This is a genomic window from Pseudomonas sp. SORGH_AS_0199 (assembly GCF_031453735.1).
Classification (GTDB): Bacteria; Pseudomonadota; Gammaproteobacteria; order Pseudomonadales; family Pseudomonadaceae; genus Chryseomonas; species Chryseomonas aestiva.
In genome coordinates, this window is sequence record NZ_JAVJAE010000001.1 from 4,476,852 (window position 1) to 4,492,912 (window position 16,061).

Consider the following 16,061-nt stretch of genomic DNA (forward strand, 5'->3'; position numbering starts at 1 on the left):
GCGCCGAACTTCGGCCTGGATGGCACTCTGCGACTTAACCACGGGCAACCTCCAGACAGGCGTCGACGACTGCCCGGGTGGCATCGGGTTTGGCCAGGGCACGGCTGCGAGCGGCCATGCCGGCAAGACGTTCGGGATGCATCAGGACCTCGGTAAGCTGCGCGGCGAGATCCGCCGGGCGGGTGGAATGTTGCGGCAGCACCACACCGGCACCGGCGCGCTCCAGAAAGCGCGCATTGCTGGTCTGGTGGTCGTCGATGGCGTGCGGCAGGGGGATCAGCAGCGCCGGCAGACCGGTGGCGGTCAGCTCGGCGACGGTCAGGGCACCGGCCCGGCAGATCACCAGATCGGCCCAGGCATAGGCGGCAGCCATGTCGGCGATGAAGGGCTGGACATCGACCTCCACGGCGACGTTGGCATAGCGCTCGGCGGTCACCTCGGCATGCTGGCGGCCGGCCTGGTGGCGCACATTGGGTCGCAGGCCCGCGGGCAGCTGGGCCAGGGCGTCGGGCAGCAGCTTGTTGAGCGGCTCGGCGCCCAGGCTGCCGCCCAGTACCAGCAGATTGGCGGCACGCTCTTCCAGCGGCGCGCGGGTCACCGGGGCGAAGAGTTCGGCGCGCACCGGATTGCCGGTGGACAGACGCTTGGCGGACGCCGGGAAGGTGTCGGCGAAGCCTTCGCAGACCCGCGCGGCCATGGGCACCAGCAGGCGGTTGGCGGTGCCGGCATGGGCATTCTGTTCGTGGATCACCAGCGGAATGTTGCACAGCCTGGCGGCCAGGCCACCGGGACCGGTAACGAAGCCGCCCAAGCCCAGCACGCAGACCGGCTTGAGCCGGCGCATGAGACCCATGGCCTGCATGAGCGCCCCGCTGAGTTGCAGCGGCGCCTTCACCAGGGAGCGCACGCCCTTGCCTCTCAGGCCGGTGACCGGGATGTGGTGCAGGGTGATGCCGGCCTTGGGCACCACATCGTTCTCGATGCCGCGCGGGGTACCCAGCCAGTGCACGGTATAGCCGCGGGCTTCGAATTCACGAGCGCAGGCCAGGGCCGGAAAGACGTGCCCGCCGGTACCGCCGGCCATGATGAGGACGTTAGCGGACATCGGCGAAATCCTCTTCGGTGAATTCCACATCCTCGGTATCCACTAGGGTGCGTCTCTCCCACTCGATGCGCAGCAGCAGGCCCATGCTCACGCAGCAGATCACCAGGGAGCTGCCGCCGTAGCTGAGGAACGGAAGGGTCAGGCCCTTGGTCGGCAGCAGGCCGACGTTCACGCCGATGTTGATCAGGAACTGGCCGATCCAGAGCATCGACAGGCCGTAGGCCACATAGGCCGAAAAGAACTGCTTGGACTGCTCGGCCCAGTGACCGATGAACAGCCCGCGCACGCAGACGAAGAGGAACAGGCCGACGGTGGCCATGGCCCCGATCAGGCCGAGTTCTTCGGCCAGCACGGCGAAGAGGAAGTCGGTATGGGCCTCGGGCAGATAGAACTGCTTCTGGATGCTGTTGCCCAGGCCGAGACCGGTCCAGCCGCCGCGACCGAAGGCGATCAGCGCCTGGGTCAGTTGATAGCCGGAGCCGAACTGGTCGGCCCAGGGATCGGTGAAGGTGATCAGCCGCTGCATCCGGTAGGACTGGGTCTGCACCAGCACGAACACCGCCAGCACGGCCAGGGCGACCATCATCAGGAAGCGGAACAGGCCGACGCCGCCAAGGAACAGCATGGCACCGGCGGCGCCCATCATCACTACGGTGGCACCGAAGTCGGGTTCGCGCAGCAGCAGCATGGCCATCGGCAGGAGCACGATGAAGGGCTTGAAGAAGCCGGCCCAGGTGTGGCGCACCTCATGCTGACGACGAACCAGGTAACCGGCCAGATAGAGCACCACGAAGACCTTGGCAATCTCCGAGGGCTGCACGTTGAAGATGCCGAAGCCGATCCAGCGCAGGGAACCGTTCACCTCGCGGCCGATGCCGGGCACCAGCACCGCCACCAGCAGGAGGAAGGCGATGATCAGCAACGGAAAGCCGAAGCGCTGCCAGGTGGCCATGGGAATCAGCATCACCACGCCGCAGGAGACGAAGCCGATCGCCAGGTAGACCAGGTGGCGGTACATGAAGTACAGCGGATTGCCCGACTGGGCGGCGGCCACCTCGGAGGAAGCCGAAGTCACCATCACCAGGCCGAGGCCGAGCAGCAGCAGGCAACCCGCCAGCAGCGGGAAGTCCAGGTCGATGCCGTGGCGGCTGGCCAGCGGCGAGGGATAGGGGCGCAGTAGGCTGAGGATCATGCCAGAGCTCCCACGGCCTGGGCGAACAGCCGCCCGCGTTCTTCGAAATTGCGGAACATGTCGAGACTGGCGCAGGCCGGCGACAGCAGCACGGCGTCGCCTGGCTGGGCCAGCCCGCGACTCTCGGCCACGGCTTCTTCTAGGGTGGTGACATGCACCTGTTGCACGGTGGCCGGCAGGATCTCGGCGATCCGTGCCGCATCGCGCCCCAGCAGCACCACGGCGCGACAGTGACGCGCGATGGGTTCGCGCAGGGCACTGAAATCGGCGCCCTTGCCGTCGCCACCAGCGATCAGCACCAACTGGCCGGCGATGTCATCACCCAGGCCTTCGACCGCAGCCAGGGCAGCGCCGACGTTGGTCGCCTTGGAATCATTGTAGTAGCTGACGCCCGCGACCTCGCCGACCCACTGGCAGCGATGCTCCAGACCCGGGAAGGCGCGCAGGGCCTCCAGCATGGGTGCCAGCGGCAGACCGGCGGCCTGGCCCAGGGCCAGTGCGGCCAGGGCATTGCTGTGGTTGTGGGTACCGCGGATCTTGAGTTCCTCGACATCCAGCAGGTTGTCGAAGGCCAGCGCCAGATAGCGACGGCCCTCCTCCTCGCGAATGCCGAAGGCACGGAAATCGGGCCGTCCCAGGCCGAAGGTCAGGCGCGGCACGTCATCGCCGATCAGCGGCCGCGACAGGGCATCGTCGCGATTGACCACCACCTGGCGGGCGCCACGGAAGATGCGGTGCTTGGCCTGGTGATAGGCCGGCATGCCGGTGTAGCGATCCATGTGGTCTTCGCTGAGGTTGAGCACCGTGGCCACCTCGGCGTCGAGTCGCTCACAGGTCTCCAGCTGGAAGCTCGACAGCTCCAGCACATAGAGTTCGACGTCATCGGCCAGCAGGTCCAGCGCCGGGGTACCGAGGTTGCCCCCCACGGCCACCCGCTTGCCGGCGCGCAGCGCCATGTCACCCACCAGGGTGGTGACGGTGCTCTTGGCGTTGGAACCGGTGATGGCGACGATGGGTGCCCGGGCCTGGCGCGCGAACAGCTCGATATCGCCGGACAGCCGCACGCCGCGGGCGGCGGCTTCCTGCAGCGCCGGCGTTTCCAGGGCCAGGCCGGGACTCACATAGAGCTCGGCCGCGCGGGCGAGGAAGTCGACATCCAGCTCGCCGCAGCGCACCTCGACCTGGGGATACTGGGTTCTCAGGGCCTCCAGTTCCGGCGGCTGTTCCCGCGTGTCGGCCACGGCGAAGGGCACGCCCCGGCGCGCGAGAAAGCGCACCAGCGACATGCCACTCTTGCCGAGGCCGACGACGATACGGAACTGGTCGGAAGCGATGAGCACTGCGATTACCTCAGTTTCAGGGTGGCGAGACCGAACAGCACCAGGATCACGGTGATGATCCAGAAGCGCACGATGACCCGCGGTTCGGGCCAGCCCTTCAATTCGAAATGGTGGTGGATCGGCGCCATGCGGAAGACGCGCTTGCCGGTCAGCTTGAAGGAGGCGACCTGGATGACCACCGAGAGGGTCTCCATGACGAAGACGCCACCCATGATGAACAGCACCACTTCCTGGCGGACGATCACGGCGATGGTGCCCAGGGCGGCGCCCAGCGCCAGAGCGCCGACGTCACCCATGAAGACCATGGCCGGATAGGTGTTGAACCAGAGAAAGCCCAGGCCCGCCCCGATCAGGGCGCCGCAGAAGACGATCAGTTCGCCGGAGCCTTCCACATAGGGAATCAGCAGGTAGTCGGCGAATTTCACGTTGCCCGACAGGTAGCAGAAGATGCCCAGGGCGCCGCCGACCATCACGGTGGGCATGATCGCCAGGCCGTCGAGGCCATCGGTGAGGTTGACCGCGTTGCTGGAGCCGACGATGACGAAGTAGGTCAGCACAACGAAGAAAATCCCCAGCGGGATCTCGATGTTCTTCAGCAGGGGCAGGATCAGCGTGGTTTCGATCGGCGCCTTGGCCGTGACATAGAGGAAGATCGCCGCCCCCAGGCCGAATACCGATTGCCAGAAGTACTTCCAGCGACTGGGCAGACCGCGGGAATTCTTCTCGATCACCTTGCGATAGTCGTCGACCCAGCCGATGGCGCCGAACAGGAAGGTCACCGCCAGCACGGTCCAGACGTAACGGTTGTGCAGATCGGCCCACAGCAGGGTGCTGATGCCGATGGTGGTCAGGATCAGGGCGCCGCCCATGGTGGGGGTGCCGGATTTGGACAGGTGCGACTGGGGGCCATCGTTGCGCACGGCCTGGCCGATCTGGCGGATCTGCAGGGTGCGGATCATCCAGGGGCCGAGCCACAACGACAGCAACAGGGCGGTCAGAACGCCCAGAATGCCGCGCAGGCTGAGGTATTGGAAGACGGCGAAGCCCTTGTAGAACTGTTGCAGGAACTCCGCCAACAGCAGCAGCATCAGTGTTTCTCCTCGGTGTTGATAGCGCAGAGCGCGGCGACGACCTTGTCCATCGCGGCGCTGCGGGATCCCTTGATCAGCAGGGTGGTTCCGGCCCGGTCCTCGTCCGCCAGGGCCTCGATCAGTTGTTCGCGATCGGCGAAATGCCGGGCCTCGGCGCCATAGGCGCGGGCCGCATGGGCCATCGAGGGACCGACGCTGTAGAAGGCATCCACCTTGCCGCGGGCGTGCTCGCCCACCTCGCGATGGCCCTGTTCGGTCCACTCGCCCAGCTCGGCGATGTCGCCCAGGACCGCCACCCGACGGCCCGGCAGGGCAGCCAGCAGGTCGATCCCGGCCTTAACCGACGCGGGGTTGGCGTTGTAGCTGTCGTCGATGACCTGGGCGCCGCGCTGGCTGGTGCGGGTCAGGGTGCGGCCCTGGACCGGTGCCGCGGCGGCGAGACCACGGGCGATGGTGGCCAGCTCCAGCCCCAGGCTGAGCGCTGCGGCCGCGGCGGCCAGGGCATTGCCGACGTTGTGGGCACCCAGCAGCTGCAGGGTGACCGGCGCCTGGCCCTGGGCAGTGTGCAAGAGGAAGCTCGGGCGGCCCTGGGCATCCAGGGTCACCTCGCTGGCGCGGACATCGGCGCGGGCGTCCAGGCCGAAGGCGACGACGCTGCGACCGGCCGCGCGGCGCTGCCAGGTCTCGAAGGCGGCGTCGTCGCGGTTGAGCACCACGGTGCCCGCCTCGCCCACGCCTTCGATGATCTCGCCCTTGGCCTCGACGATACGATCGACACCGCCGAATTCGCCCACATGGGCCTGGCCGGCGTTGGTAATGATAACGACATCCGGGCGTGTCAGGCTCACGGTATAGGCGATGTCACCGACGTGGGAAGCGCCCAGCTCGATGACGCCATAGGCGTGCTCGGCGGCCAGTTGCAGCAGGGTCAGGGGCGCGCCGAGGTCGTTGTTCAGATTACCCTGGGTGGCCAGGGTGGCGCCCTGCTGACGCAGGATGGCGGCGAGCAGCTCCTTGACCGTGGTCTTGCCACTGGAGCCGGTCACGGCAGCGAGCTTGCCCTGGAACAGATCACGATTGAAGGCGCCGAGGCGACCCAGCGCCAGGCGGGTATCGGCGACCACCAGCTGGGGCAGCTGGACCTCGGGCACGGCCCGCTCCACCAGGGCTGCGGTAGCGCCCTGGGCGGCCACGTCGGCCAGATAGGCATGACCATCGAAACGCGGCCCGCTCAGGGCGACAAAGAGCTGTCCGGCCACGGCCTTGCGGCTGTCGGTGCCGACGCCGTCGAACAGGGCATCGGCGCCCAGCAGGTTGCCGGTCAGGGCCTCGGCCACTTCGGTGAGGGTGAAGGTTCTAAGCATGCTGTCGCTCCCAGGCGGTCAGGGCCCGCTCGGCCTGGTCGAGATCGGAAAAGGGATGACGGACACCGGCGATTTCCTGGTAGGGCTCATGGCCCTTGCCGGCCAGCACCACGATGTCCTGGGCGGTCGCCGCGGCCACGGCCTGGGCGATGGCCGCCTCGCGCCGGCCGGCGAAGCTCACCTGCTCGGGATGCGCGAAGCCGGCGCGGATATCGGCAACGATGGCGGCCGGATCCTCGGTACGGGGGTTGTCGTCGGTCACCACCACCTGATCGGCCAGGCGCTCGGCCACCGCGGCCATCTCCGGCCGCTTGCCGCGATCGCGATCGCCACCACAGCCGAACACGCAGACCAGGCGACCCAGAGCACCGACATGGGGCCGCAGGGCGGTGAGCACCTTGTCCAGGGCATCGGGGGTGTGGGCGTAGTCCACCACCACCAGCGGTCGCCCGGCGCCGCCCAGGCGCTGCATGCGCCCGGCCGGGCCCTGCAGCTGCGGGAGGATGGCGAGGATGTCGGCCAGCGCATGACCGAGCCCCAGCAGGGCACCGATGGCGGCCAGCAGGTTGCTCAGGTTGAAGCGTCCGATCAGCTGGCTGCGCAGCTCACCGGTACCCTGGGCGGTGACCAGCCGGGCGCGCACGCCGTGGTCGTCGAACTGGATGGCCTGGCAATGGAGGCTGGCGGCCGGATCGCTCAGGCTGTAGGTCAGGGTCGCGGCCGGACTGGGGCGAGCCGCCAGCTCGCGGCCAAAGGCATCGTCCAGATTGAGGACGCGGGTACCGAGCCCCGGCCAGGCGAACAGTTGGGCCTTGGCTTCGCCATAGGCGGCCATTGTCCCGTGATAATCGAGGTGATCGCGAGACAGGTTGGTGAAGACCGCGACCTTGAAGGCCAGCGCCGCCACCCGACCCTGGGCCAGGCCATGGGAAGAGACTTCCATGGCGACGGTAGTGGCGCCGTCCTCGGCCAGTTCGGCCAGGGTCGCCTGGAGCTTGAGGGCATCCGGGGTGGTGTGACGGCCTTCGGCGAGGGCGCCATGGAAGCCGCTACCCAGGGTGCCGACGATGCCGCAACGCTGACCGAGCAGGTCGCAGGCCTGGGCGATCAACTGGCTGACACTGGTCTTGCCATTGGTACCGGTGATGCCGACCAGCGCCAGGCGCCGGCTCGGCTCGCCATGGAAACGACCGGCGATGGCGGACAGCCGCGCGGCCAGGCCCTCGACGGCAACCAGGGGAATGTCCAGGGCCGGCAGTGCGGGAGCGTCCTTCGCCTCATAGGCGATGGCCGCGGCGCCGCGTTCGGCAGCGCTGGCGATATGGGCACGGCCGTCGCTGTGCAGACCGGGAATGGCCAGGAACAGCGAGCCCGGGCGGACCTCGCGACTGTCCAGTGCCAGACCGCCGATGTCGACGGCAGTGGCAGCTTCAGGCAGGAGGTCGGTCAGCAGGCGGCTCATCGATCACGCTCCCCGACCAGCAGCGGCTTGCCGGCCTGGGCCTGCTGCACCGGCAGCGGCTGGAGGTTATCCGGCTGGATGTTCATCAGGCGCAGGGCGCCGGACATCACGCGGCTGAACACCGGTGCCGAGACCACGCCACCGTAGTAGCCGCCCTTGCTCGGACGATCGATCACCACCACCGCGGCCAGGCGCGGATTGCTGGTGGGGCCGAAGCCGGCGAACAGCGAGCGATAGGAATTCTCGGCATAGCCACGGGTGCCGGTGCTGGTCTTGCGCGCGGTACCGCTCTTGCCAGCGACGTGGTAGCCCGGTACCTGAGCGCGGAAGGCCCCGCCCGGAGCTTCCACGACCTGCTGCAGCATGCCCTGCAGGGTCTTGGCAACGCGTTCTTCCACCGCCTGATCGCTGGCCGGGGCCTTGTCCAGGCGCACCATGGACAGCGGCACCGAGCGGCCGTCGTTGGCCAGCACCGAATAGGCATGGGCAAGTTGCACGGCGGTTACCGCCAGGCCATAGCCATAGGACAGGGTCGCGGTCTCGGCCGGACGCCAGGTGCGATGGTTGGGCAGATTGCCGACCCGCTCGCCGGGAAAGCCCAGACCGGTATCCTGGCCGAGGCCTACGGCGCGCATGGCGTTGTAGATGTTCTCGCCACCGACGTCGAAGGCGATCTTGCTCATGCCGACGTTGCTGGACTTGATGAGGATGCCGGTCAGGTCCAGGGCGCCGTCGCTGTGGGAGACGTCCTTGATGGTGTAGCGACCGATCTGCAGCGAACCGGGATAGACGTTGACCTTGTCGGAGGGCTTCCAGCGACCGCTGGCGAGCGCCGCGGTCATGGAGATCGGCTTCATCACCGAGCCGGGCTCCATGACGTCGATCATCGCCCGGTTGCGCATGGCGGCCGGTTCGAGACTGCGGCGATTGTTGGGGTTGTAGGTGGGCATGTTGACCATCGCCAGGACCTCGCCGGTCTTGACGTCGACGATGGTCAGGCTGCCGGCCTCGGCTTCGAACTGGGTCAGGGCATTGCGCAGTTCGCGCGCGGCGAGATACTGCAGCCGCAGGTCGATGGACAGCGCCAGGGTATTGCCCGGCTTGGCGTTCTTGGCGACCTGGACATCGCGGATCAGCCGACCGCGGCGATCCTTGACCACCTGGCGACGACCCGGCACGCCGGACAGCCACTCGTTGAAGGCCAGTTCGATGCCTTCGCGGCCGTGATCGTCGATATCGGTGAAGCCGACCACATGGGCCGCCACCTCACCCGCCGGATAGAAACGCCGAAATTCCTCGATGTCGTAGACACCGGGAATCTTGTGCGCCTTGACCTGGCTCATCACCGCCTCGCCCTGCTCGGGCGTCAGGCCACGGGCCAGGTAGAGGAATTCCTTGCTGGCGTTCTGCTCGATGCGCTTGGCCAATTCCGCACGTGGCTGGCCGACGGCATCGGCCAGGGTCGCCCAGCGATCCTCGGCGCCCAGCAGTTCCTTGGGATTGATCCACAGGGTGGTGACCGGCGTGCTCACGGCCAGGGGCTCGCCGTTGCGATCGGTGATCAGGCCACGGTGTGCGGGAATGGGGATGGTGCGCACGCTGCGCGCATCGCCCTGCCCCTTCAGAAAGGCCCGGTCGATCACGTGCAGATCGACGATGCGCCAGATGATGGTGCCGACCATGACCAGCAACAGCCCGATAATGAGGCTGAAGCGCCATGGCAGGCGCGCGATCAGGCCTTTCACGGATTGACCATCCGGATTTCGGTCGGATCGGGAATACGCATCTGCAATTGGCCGCTGGCCAGGGCCTCGACCCGACTGTGGGCGGTCCAGGTGCTCTGCTCCAGCAGCAGCCGACCGTATTCGGCCTGAGCCTTGTCGCGGATGGCCATCTCGCCATAGAGGGTGTTGAGCAGCTGGCGATTCCAGTGGGCGCTATAGGCCACGGCTACAGCCGACAACAGTACGCCGGCGAACAGCACCAGCATGACGCTGCTGCCCAGGGGCAGTTTCTTGACGAAGAGCCGGCTCATTTCAGCTTCTCGGCAATGCGCATCACGGCACTGCGGGCGCGGGGATTGGCGGCCAGTTCGGCTTCGCTGGCGTAGACCGGCTTGCCCAGCAGGCGCAGCGAGGGTTCGAAGACCGTGGCGCGGATCGGCAGGTCGCGCGGCAGCTGGTCGGCCTCGCCCTTGGCCAGTCGGCGCATGAATTGTTTGACGATGCGATCTTCCAGCGAGTGAAAGCTGATCACCACCAGCCGGCCACCCACGGCCAGTTGCTCGTAGGCCGCCTGCAGGCCCTGCTCCAGATCGCTCAGTTCGCGATTGATGTAGATGCGCAGCCCCTGGAAGGCGCGGGTAGCAGGATGCTTGCCCTTTTCCCAGGCCGGATTGGCCTCGGTGAGCACCTTGGCCAGGTCACCGGTGCGCTCGAAGGGCTGGACTTCACGGCGCTGCACCACGGCGCGCGCCATGCGCTTGGCGAAACGCTCTTCGCCGAATTCCTTGAATACCTGGGCGATATCGGCCTCGGGCGCCGTGGCGATCCAGGCGGCAGCGCTCTGCCCCCGACTCGGATCCATGCGCATGTCCAGGGGACCGTCCTGCATGAAGCTGAAACCGCGCTCGGGATCGTCGAGCTGGGGCGAGGACACGCCCAGATCCAGCAGCACGCCATCGACCTGGCCGGACCAGCCACGGCTGACGAGTTCATCGCCCAGCTCGGCGAAACTGCGCTGGACGATTTCGAAGCGGGGATCTTCCGCGGCCAGGGCCTGGCCGGCGGCGATCGCCTGGGGATCCTTGTCGAAGCCCAGCAGCCGCCCTTCTCCACCCAGCAGGCGCAGCACGGCCCGGCTGTGTCCGCCGCGACCGAAGGTGCCGTCCAGATAACGGCCGGCAGGCTGGATGGCCAATGCCTGTACGGCCTCGTCCAGGAGAACGGAGACGTGGTGGAAGACTGGGTTCATGGTCACAGGATCAAATCGCGCATTTCATCCGGCATACCGCCGGGTTCCTTAATCGCCAGGAGATCCGCGTCGCACACGGCACTCCAGGCGTCCTCATCCCATAACTGGAACTTGTTGAGCTGACCGACCAGCATCACGCGCCGGTCCAGCTTGGCGTATTCACGCAGGCGCGGCGGAACCAGGAAACGGCCACTGCCGTCGAGTTCCAGATCCACCGCATTGCCGATCAGCAAGCGCTGCAGGCGGCGAGTCTCCTCACGCAGCGAGGGCAACTGCCGCAGCTTGCTTTCGATGATTTCCCATTCCGGGAGTGGATAGACGCAAAGGCAGGGGTCGACGGCATCGATCGTCACGATGAGCTGGCCGGCACAACGCTCCAGCAGCTCGTCACGATACCGGCTCGGCATCGCGGCGCGCCCCTTGGCGTCGAGACTGATGGCGTTCGCTCCCCGGAACAATTTCGCGTCCTCTAATAGGCTGTCCTTGCCATTAAATCCCACTTCGCCCCACTTCGTACCACCGGCCGCCACTATATTGAGGAGGGCCGCTTTCAGTCAAGGTAAGCGAGGGGGTAGCCAGGCCGCGTGGGACGGGGATTTCGAGCAAATTGCACGAGTTCACGGCCAGGACGAACGACATCGATTTCCGACAAACGGAAATGAAGTCAATTGATTGGCTCAATTGATTAAAGTGATGTCTTAAGAAGAGGTCTCAGACCCCGGGCGCAGAGGCCCAGGAGGGAGGGGTGCGAGAGCCGACCTGTAAGCCGGGTTCTGTCGAGGACAGTCATTCCTCTGGGACAACCATCGCTGATTGCCTCTAGCGACCTACCCGAATCCAGCGCGGGCCACGCCTATGGATTCCTATTTGGTCTTGCTCCAGGTGGGGTTTACCTAGCCACGAACTGTTGCCAGCCGTGCGGTGCGCTCTTACCGCACCTTTTCACCCTTACCGGCGCTTGCGCGCTTAGGCGGTTATTTTCTGTGGCACTTTCCGTAGGCTCACGCCTCCCAGGCGTTACCTGGCACCTCGCCCTATGGAGCCCGGACTTTCCTCCCTCGCAACCCTTGCGGATCACGACAGCGACTGCCCGGTCGGCTCTCGCGGCGCAAGGGTATAGAGACTGGGGGCGGATAACAAGGAAAGATGCCCACTAATTCACCCTGATTCAGCCCGGCTCGCCCTTGCGCTCCAGGGCCAGCTGATAGAGCCGGTTCTTGCGCGCGCCGGTGATCTGGGCGGCCAGGGCAGCGGCGCGCTTGATCGGCAGCTCGGCCAGCAGCAGATCGAGGATGCGCAGGGTCTCGGCATCGACCTCCGCGTCCTCCGGCGCCGCCCAGCCACCCACCAGCAGCACGCACTCGCCGCGCTGCTGATCCAGATCCGCGCGAATCCAGGCCAACAGCTCGCCGGCGGGCAGGCCGCGCAGGGTCTCGAAGGTCTTGGTCAATTCGCGCCCGAGGACGATGTGTCGCTCAGGCCCGAAGGTGCTCACCATGTCGGCCACGCAATCCTCGATCCGATGGGGCGCCTCGTAGAAGATGAGTGTGCGCGGGTCTTCGCGCAGCGCCGCCAGGCGTCCCTGCCGGCCTACCGCCTTGGCCGGCAGGAAGCCTTCGAAGCTGAAGCGATCCGAGGGCAGACCGGCCGCCGACAGCGCCGCGACCAGGGCGCAGGCGCCGGGAATCGGCGAGACCCGGAGACCTTGGGCGCGCGCCGCCCGTACCAGGTGAAAGCCCGGATCGGAAATCAGCGGCGTGCCCGCATCAGAGATCAGGGCGACGTCTTCCCCCGCCAGCAGCCGGCTGATGAAGCGGCCACCGGCATCGCGTTCGTTGTGATCGTGACAGGCCGCGAGCGGCGTCTCGATGCCGAAATGACGCAGCAGCCGCGCCGAATGACGGGTGTCTTCGGCGGCGATCAGGGCCACTTCGCGCAGGACCTTGAGCGCGCGGGCGGTGATGTCGTCCAGGTTGCCGATGGGCGTGGCAACCACATAAAGAGTACCCGGCGAAATCATGATGAAACCTGACGGACTGGAAATAGCCCAACAGTGTACGCCGCTCTCGCCCTCGGCGTTCGCAGCGCTTGGGTGCTGTGAGACAATCGCCCCCTTTCCAGACTTTTGCTCAGGAACCACAGCATGAAGTTCCGCCTGCGTCCGCTGCTCTGCGCCACCGCCTTCGCCCTGCTCGCCGCCTGCAGCAGCTCGCCCGTCAACAACGCCCTCGGCGACCTGCCCCAGTCCAGCCAGGCGAGCATCGAGCAGCTGCTGAATCAGGCTGGCTCCAGTCAGTCCGAGCAGGCCAATCTGCTGCGCCTGACCGCCGCCGACAAGGCCTATGCCCAGCAGAATTCCCGCGAAGCGCGGCAGATCCTCGGCTCCATCAATATCGAAGGCCTCAAGCCGGCACAGCAGATGTTTGCCCAGACCCTGCTGGCCCAGCTCGACCTGCTCGACAAGCAGCCGGCCCAGTCGCTCAAGCGTTTCGACCACCCGAGCTTCGCCCAACTGGGCGAACTGCCGGCCCAGCAGCAGATCCGCAGCGGCCTGACCAAGGCCGCGGCCCAGGCCGCCAACGGCCAGCCGCTCGCCGCCGCCCAGGAACGCATCTTCCTCGGCCCGCTGCTGGACGGCGACGCCGCCCATGACAACCGCGAGCAGATCTGGCAGCTGGTAACCAGCCTGCCGGACGCGCAGTTGCGCCAGAGCGTGAAGGACGCCGATCTCAATGGCTGGCTAGCGCTCGCCGCCATTACCCGCGGCAACCTGGCGCTGGATCAGCAGCTCGCCGCCATCGAGGAATGGCAGAAGCAGAACCCCGGCCATCCCGCCGCGCGCAATCTGCCCGATGATCTGGAGCGCCTGAAGACCCTGGCGCGGGAACCGCTCAACCGCGTCGCCCTGCTGCTGCCCCTGCAGGGCCAGCTCGCCGGCGTCTCGCGCGCGCTGCAGGACGGTTTCATGGCCGCCCGCTACGAAGCCCTGGCCGCCGGCCAGAGTGCCCCTGCCGTGACCGTCTACGACAGTACCCAGATGGGTTCGCTGGACGCCTTCTACCGCCAGGCCCAGGCCGCCGGCATCCAGCTGGTGGTCGGCCCGCTGGAGAAGAACTTCGTCAAGCAGCTGGGCGATCGTCCGCAACTGCCGATCAATACCCTGGCGCTGAACTATGGCGACACCCAGGGCGCCCAGCCGCCGCAACTCTTCCAGTTCGGCCTGGCCGCCGAGGACGAGGCCCGCGAGGCCGCGCGCCGTGCCTGGGCCGACGGCAAGCGCAGTGCCGGCGCCATGGTGCCCCAGGGTGACTGGGGTGCCCGCGTGCTGGCCGCCTTCCAGAACGAGTGGCAGCAGTTGGGCGGTCGCCTGGTGGCCGCCGAGCGCATCGGCCAACCGGTCGAGATCGCCAATCGCATCACCAGCCTGTTGCAGATGCGTCAGGGCATGGATTTCATCTTCCTCGCCTCGACCCCGGCCCAGGCCCGCCAGATCAAGCCGATCCTGGTCTACCAGAACGCCCGTGATCTGCCGGTATACGCCACCTCCAACCTCAACAGTGGCGTCAACGAACCCGGCGTGAACCAGGATCTCAACGGCATCCTGTTCTGCGAAACCCCCTGGCTGCTCGACCCGAGCAATCCGCTGCGCGCCAAGATCACCGCCCAATGGCCGCAGGCCGGCACCAGCATCGGTCGGCTCTATGCCATGGGCGCCGATGCCTACCTGCTGGCGCTGCATCTGCAGCAGCTCAAGGCCCTGCCCAACTCCGAGCTGCCCGGCCTGTCCGGCAACCTGAGCGTGGCGCCCGACCAGCGCGTGGTGCGTCACCTGCCCTGGGCGGAATTCCGCAACGGCGTGGCCCAGCCGCTGCCGGCCAACAATGCACCGCTGCCCACCACCAGCGTGCCGGCTTCGCTCAGCACCCCGTGAAGCAGGCGCCGCATCTCCAGCGCGGCAGGCAAGCCGAGGATCGCGCCCTGCAGTTCCTGCAGACGCGCGGCCTGCGGCTGATCGCCCGCAACTGGCGCTGGCAGGGTGGCGAGCTCGATCTGGTCATGCTCGACGGCGATACAGTAGTATTCGTCGAGGTACGCGCCCGCAGGCACACCGTCTGGGGCGGCGCCGCGGAAAGCATAGATGCCCGCAAGCGGCAGCGACTGGTCAACAGCGCCGCCCTCTTTCTGCAATCCGAAGCGCGCTGGGCCAAGCGGCCCTGTCGTTTCGACGTGATCGCGATCGGCCCCGGGGCCGACGCGTCCCCTCAGGCACTCGAATGGATCAAACAGGCCTTCGACGCCTGAGGCCCTCCACAGCACAGGTCAAAGATATCGCGATGGACACCCACGCCCGCATCCAGAAACTCTTCCGGGACAGCATCGAAACCAAGCGTCAGGCCATGGAAGTCCTGATTCCGCATATCGATCTGGCCAGCCAGGTCATGGTTGCGGCCCTGCTCAACGAAGGCAAGATTCTCACCTGCGGCAATGGCGGCTCCGCCGGCGACGCCCAGCACTTCTCCTCGGAATTGCTGAATCGCTTCGAGCGCGAGCGGCCCAGCCTGCCGGCCCTGGCCTTGACCACCGACACCTCGACGCTGACCTCCATCGCCAACGACTACAGCTACAACGAGGTGTTCTCCAAGCAGATCCGCGCTTTGGGTCAGCCGGGCGACATCCTCCTGGCCATCTCCACCAGCGGCAATTCGGCCAACGTGATCCAGGCGATCCAGGCTGCTCACGACCGCGAGATGACCGTGGTCGCCCTTACCGGCCGAGACGGCGGCGGCATGGCCTCCCTGCTGCTGCCCGAAGACGTCGAGATTCGCGTGCCTGCCAAGGTCACCGCCCGCATCCAGGAAGTGCACCTGCTGGTGATCCACTGCCTGTGCGACCAGATCGATCAGCAACTGTTTGGAAGCGAAGAATGAAGAAGGCTCCCCTGCTCGCCATCCTGGCGCTGTCCTTTGCGGTCGCCGGCTGTAGCAACGTGGTCACCGCCAGCCGCGACAAGCCCATCGACGACAACCGCGGCACCCGTACCCTGGGCAGCACCGTGGATGACGCCCTGATCGAGACCAAGGCCTCGGTCAATATCTCCAAGGCCAACCCCGATCTGGCCAGTTCGCACATCGTGGTGGTGAGCTACAACGGCGTGGTGCTGATCGCCGGCCAGACGCCGCGCGCCGATCTCAAGGCCCAGGCCGAACAGGCCGTGCGCAGCGTGCAGCGGGTCAAGACGGTGCACAACGAACTGCAGGTGACCGGCAACTCCTCGCTGCTGGCACGCAGCAACGACTCCTGGCTGACCACCCGCATCAAGACCCAGATGTTCGCCGATGAAGACATCCCCGGTTCGCGCATCAAGGTGGTCACGGAGAACGGCATTGTCTATCTGCTGGGCCTGGTGACCCAGCAGGAAGGCGCCCATGCCGTGCAACTGATCCAGAGCGTCTCGGGCGTGCAGCGCATCGTCAAGCTGTTCGAATACATCAACTGATCCCTATTCGCCGCCCAATAAAAAGCCCCGCATCAGC

15 protein-coding genes and 1 other RNA gene are annotated in these 16,061 nt (G+C 66.7%); 4 read left to right on the forward strand and 12 right to left on the reverse strand.

Annotation, left to right across the window (positions count from 1 at the left end; translation table 11 throughout):
- Nucleotides 1–34: 34 nt before the first annotated feature.
- The 12 genes from murG to rsmI form a co-directional block, all read right to left on the reverse strand.
- Nucleotides 35–1,105 carry an undecaprenyldiphospho-muramoylpentapeptide beta-N-acetylglucosaminyltransferase gene (gene murG / locus QE444_RS20970; protein ID WP_187980176.1) on the reverse strand — a complete coding sequence of 357 codons (1,071 nt, stop codon included), beginning with the start codon at nucleotides 1,103–1,105 and terminating at the stop codon, nucleotides 35–37.
- Nucleotides 1,095–2,294 (reverse strand): putative lipid II flippase FtsW, encoded by a 1,200-nt coding sequence (gene ftsW, locus QE444_RS20975; RefSeq protein ID WP_133862632.1) that lies wholly within the window; start codon nucleotides 2,292–2,294, stop codon nucleotides 1,095–1,097. Before ftsW ends, murG begins: the two co-directional genes overlap by 11 nt.
- Complete coding sequence (gene murD / locus QE444_RS20980; protein ID WP_187980177.1) at nucleotides 2,294–3,637, reverse strand: UDP-N-acetylmuramoyl-L-alanine--D-glutamate ligase; 1,344 nt, start codon at nucleotides 3,635–3,637, stop codon at nucleotides 2,294–2,296. Before murD ends, ftsW begins: the two co-directional genes overlap by 1 nt.
- A gap of 5 nt (nucleotides 3,638–3,642) precedes the next feature.
- Nucleotides 3,643–4,725, reverse strand: coding sequence for a phospho-N-acetylmuramoyl-pentapeptide-transferase (gene mraY / locus QE444_RS20985; protein ID WP_007162057.1), 1,083 nt, complete (start codon nucleotides 4,723–4,725; stop codon nucleotides 3,643–3,645).
- On the reverse strand, nucleotides 4,725–6,092 hold the full coding sequence (gene murF / locus QE444_RS20990) for a UDP-N-acetylmuramoyl-tripeptide--D-alanyl-D-alanine ligase (RefSeq protein WP_285386399.1): 1,368 nt from the start codon (nucleotides 6,090–6,092) through the stop codon (nucleotides 4,725–4,727). The genes mraY and murF overlap by 1 nt, the downstream gene beginning before the upstream one ends.
- Nucleotides 6,085–7,554: a UDP-N-acetylmuramoyl-L-alanyl-D-glutamate--2,6-diaminopimelate ligase gene (locus QE444_RS20995; RefSeq protein WP_187980179.1), complete on the reverse strand. Its 1,470-nt coding sequence runs from the start codon at nucleotides 7,552–7,554 to the stop codon at nucleotides 6,085–6,087. The genes murF and QE444_RS20995 overlap by 8 nt, the downstream gene beginning before the upstream one ends.
- Nucleotides 7,551–9,236 (reverse strand): peptidoglycan D,D-transpeptidase FtsI family protein, encoded by a 1,686-nt coding sequence (locus QE444_RS21000; protein ID WP_405046486.1) that lies wholly within the window; start codon nucleotides 9,234–9,236, stop codon nucleotides 7,551–7,553. The genes QE444_RS20995 and QE444_RS21000 overlap by 4 nt, the downstream gene beginning before the upstream one ends.
- A 59-nt stretch (nucleotides 9,237–9,295) precedes the next feature.
- On the reverse strand, nucleotides 9,296–9,589 hold the full coding sequence (gene ftsL, locus QE444_RS21005) for a cell division protein FtsL (protein ID WP_017640714.1): 294 nt from the start codon (nucleotides 9,587–9,589) through the stop codon (nucleotides 9,296–9,298).
- Entirely contained in the window at nucleotides 9,586–10,527 is a 942-nt protein-coding gene (rsmH, locus tag QE444_RS21010; RefSeq protein WP_280311417.1) for a 16S rRNA (cytosine(1402)-N(4))-methyltransferase RsmH, read from the reverse strand. Before rsmH ends, ftsL begins: the two co-directional genes overlap by 4 nt.
- Nucleotides 10,528–10,529: 2 nt before the next feature.
- Nucleotides 10,530–10,985: a division/cell wall cluster transcriptional repressor MraZ gene (gene mraZ / locus QE444_RS21015; protein ID WP_007162063.1), complete on the reverse strand. Its 456-nt coding sequence runs from the start codon at nucleotides 10,983–10,985 to the stop codon at nucleotides 10,530–10,532.
- Between the two features lie 288 nt (nucleotides 10,986–11,273).
- Nucleotides 11,274–11,629: RNase P RNA component class A (gene rnpB / locus QE444_RS21020), an RNA gene on the reverse strand.
- A gap of 66 nt (nucleotides 11,630–11,695) precedes the next feature.
- Nucleotides 11,696–12,547 (reverse strand): 16S rRNA (cytidine(1402)-2'-O)-methyltransferase, encoded by an 852-nt coding sequence (gene rsmI / locus QE444_RS21025; RefSeq protein ID WP_280311418.1) that lies wholly within the window; start codon nucleotides 12,545–12,547, stop codon nucleotides 11,696–11,698.
- Nucleotides 12,548–12,670: 123 nt separating this feature from the next.
- On the opposite strand from rsmI, the gene QE444_RS21030 reads away from it, so the two are divergent.
- From QE444_RS21030 to QE444_RS21045, 4 genes are read left to right on the forward strand one after another with little or no spacing between them, the layout of a single operon-like run.
- Nucleotides 12,671–14,458: a penicillin-binding protein activator gene (locus tag QE444_RS21030; protein WP_285386401.1), complete on the forward strand. Its 1,788-nt coding sequence runs from the start codon at nucleotides 12,671–12,673 to the stop codon at nucleotides 14,456–14,458.
- A complete protein-coding gene (locus tag QE444_RS21035) occupies nucleotides 14,455–14,829 on the forward strand; it encodes a YraN family protein (protein ID WP_285386402.1) in 375 nt (124 codons plus the stop codon). The genes QE444_RS21030 and QE444_RS21035 overlap by 4 nt, the downstream gene beginning before the upstream one ends.
- Nucleotides 14,830–14,861: 32 nt before the next feature.
- Complete coding sequence (locus QE444_RS21040) at nucleotides 14,862–15,455, forward strand: phosphoheptose isomerase (protein ID WP_007162067.1); 594 nt, start codon at nucleotides 14,862–14,864, stop codon at nucleotides 15,453–15,455.
- The gene (locus QE444_RS21045) at nucleotides 15,452–16,024 is read left to right on the forward strand and encodes a BON domain-containing protein (RefSeq protein WP_133862560.1); all 573 of its coding nucleotides are present in this window, start codon (nucleotides 15,452–15,454) and stop codon (nucleotides 16,022–16,024) included. The genes QE444_RS21040 and QE444_RS21045 overlap by 4 nt, the downstream gene beginning before the upstream one ends.
- Nucleotides 16,025–16,061 lie beyond the last annotated feature (37 nt).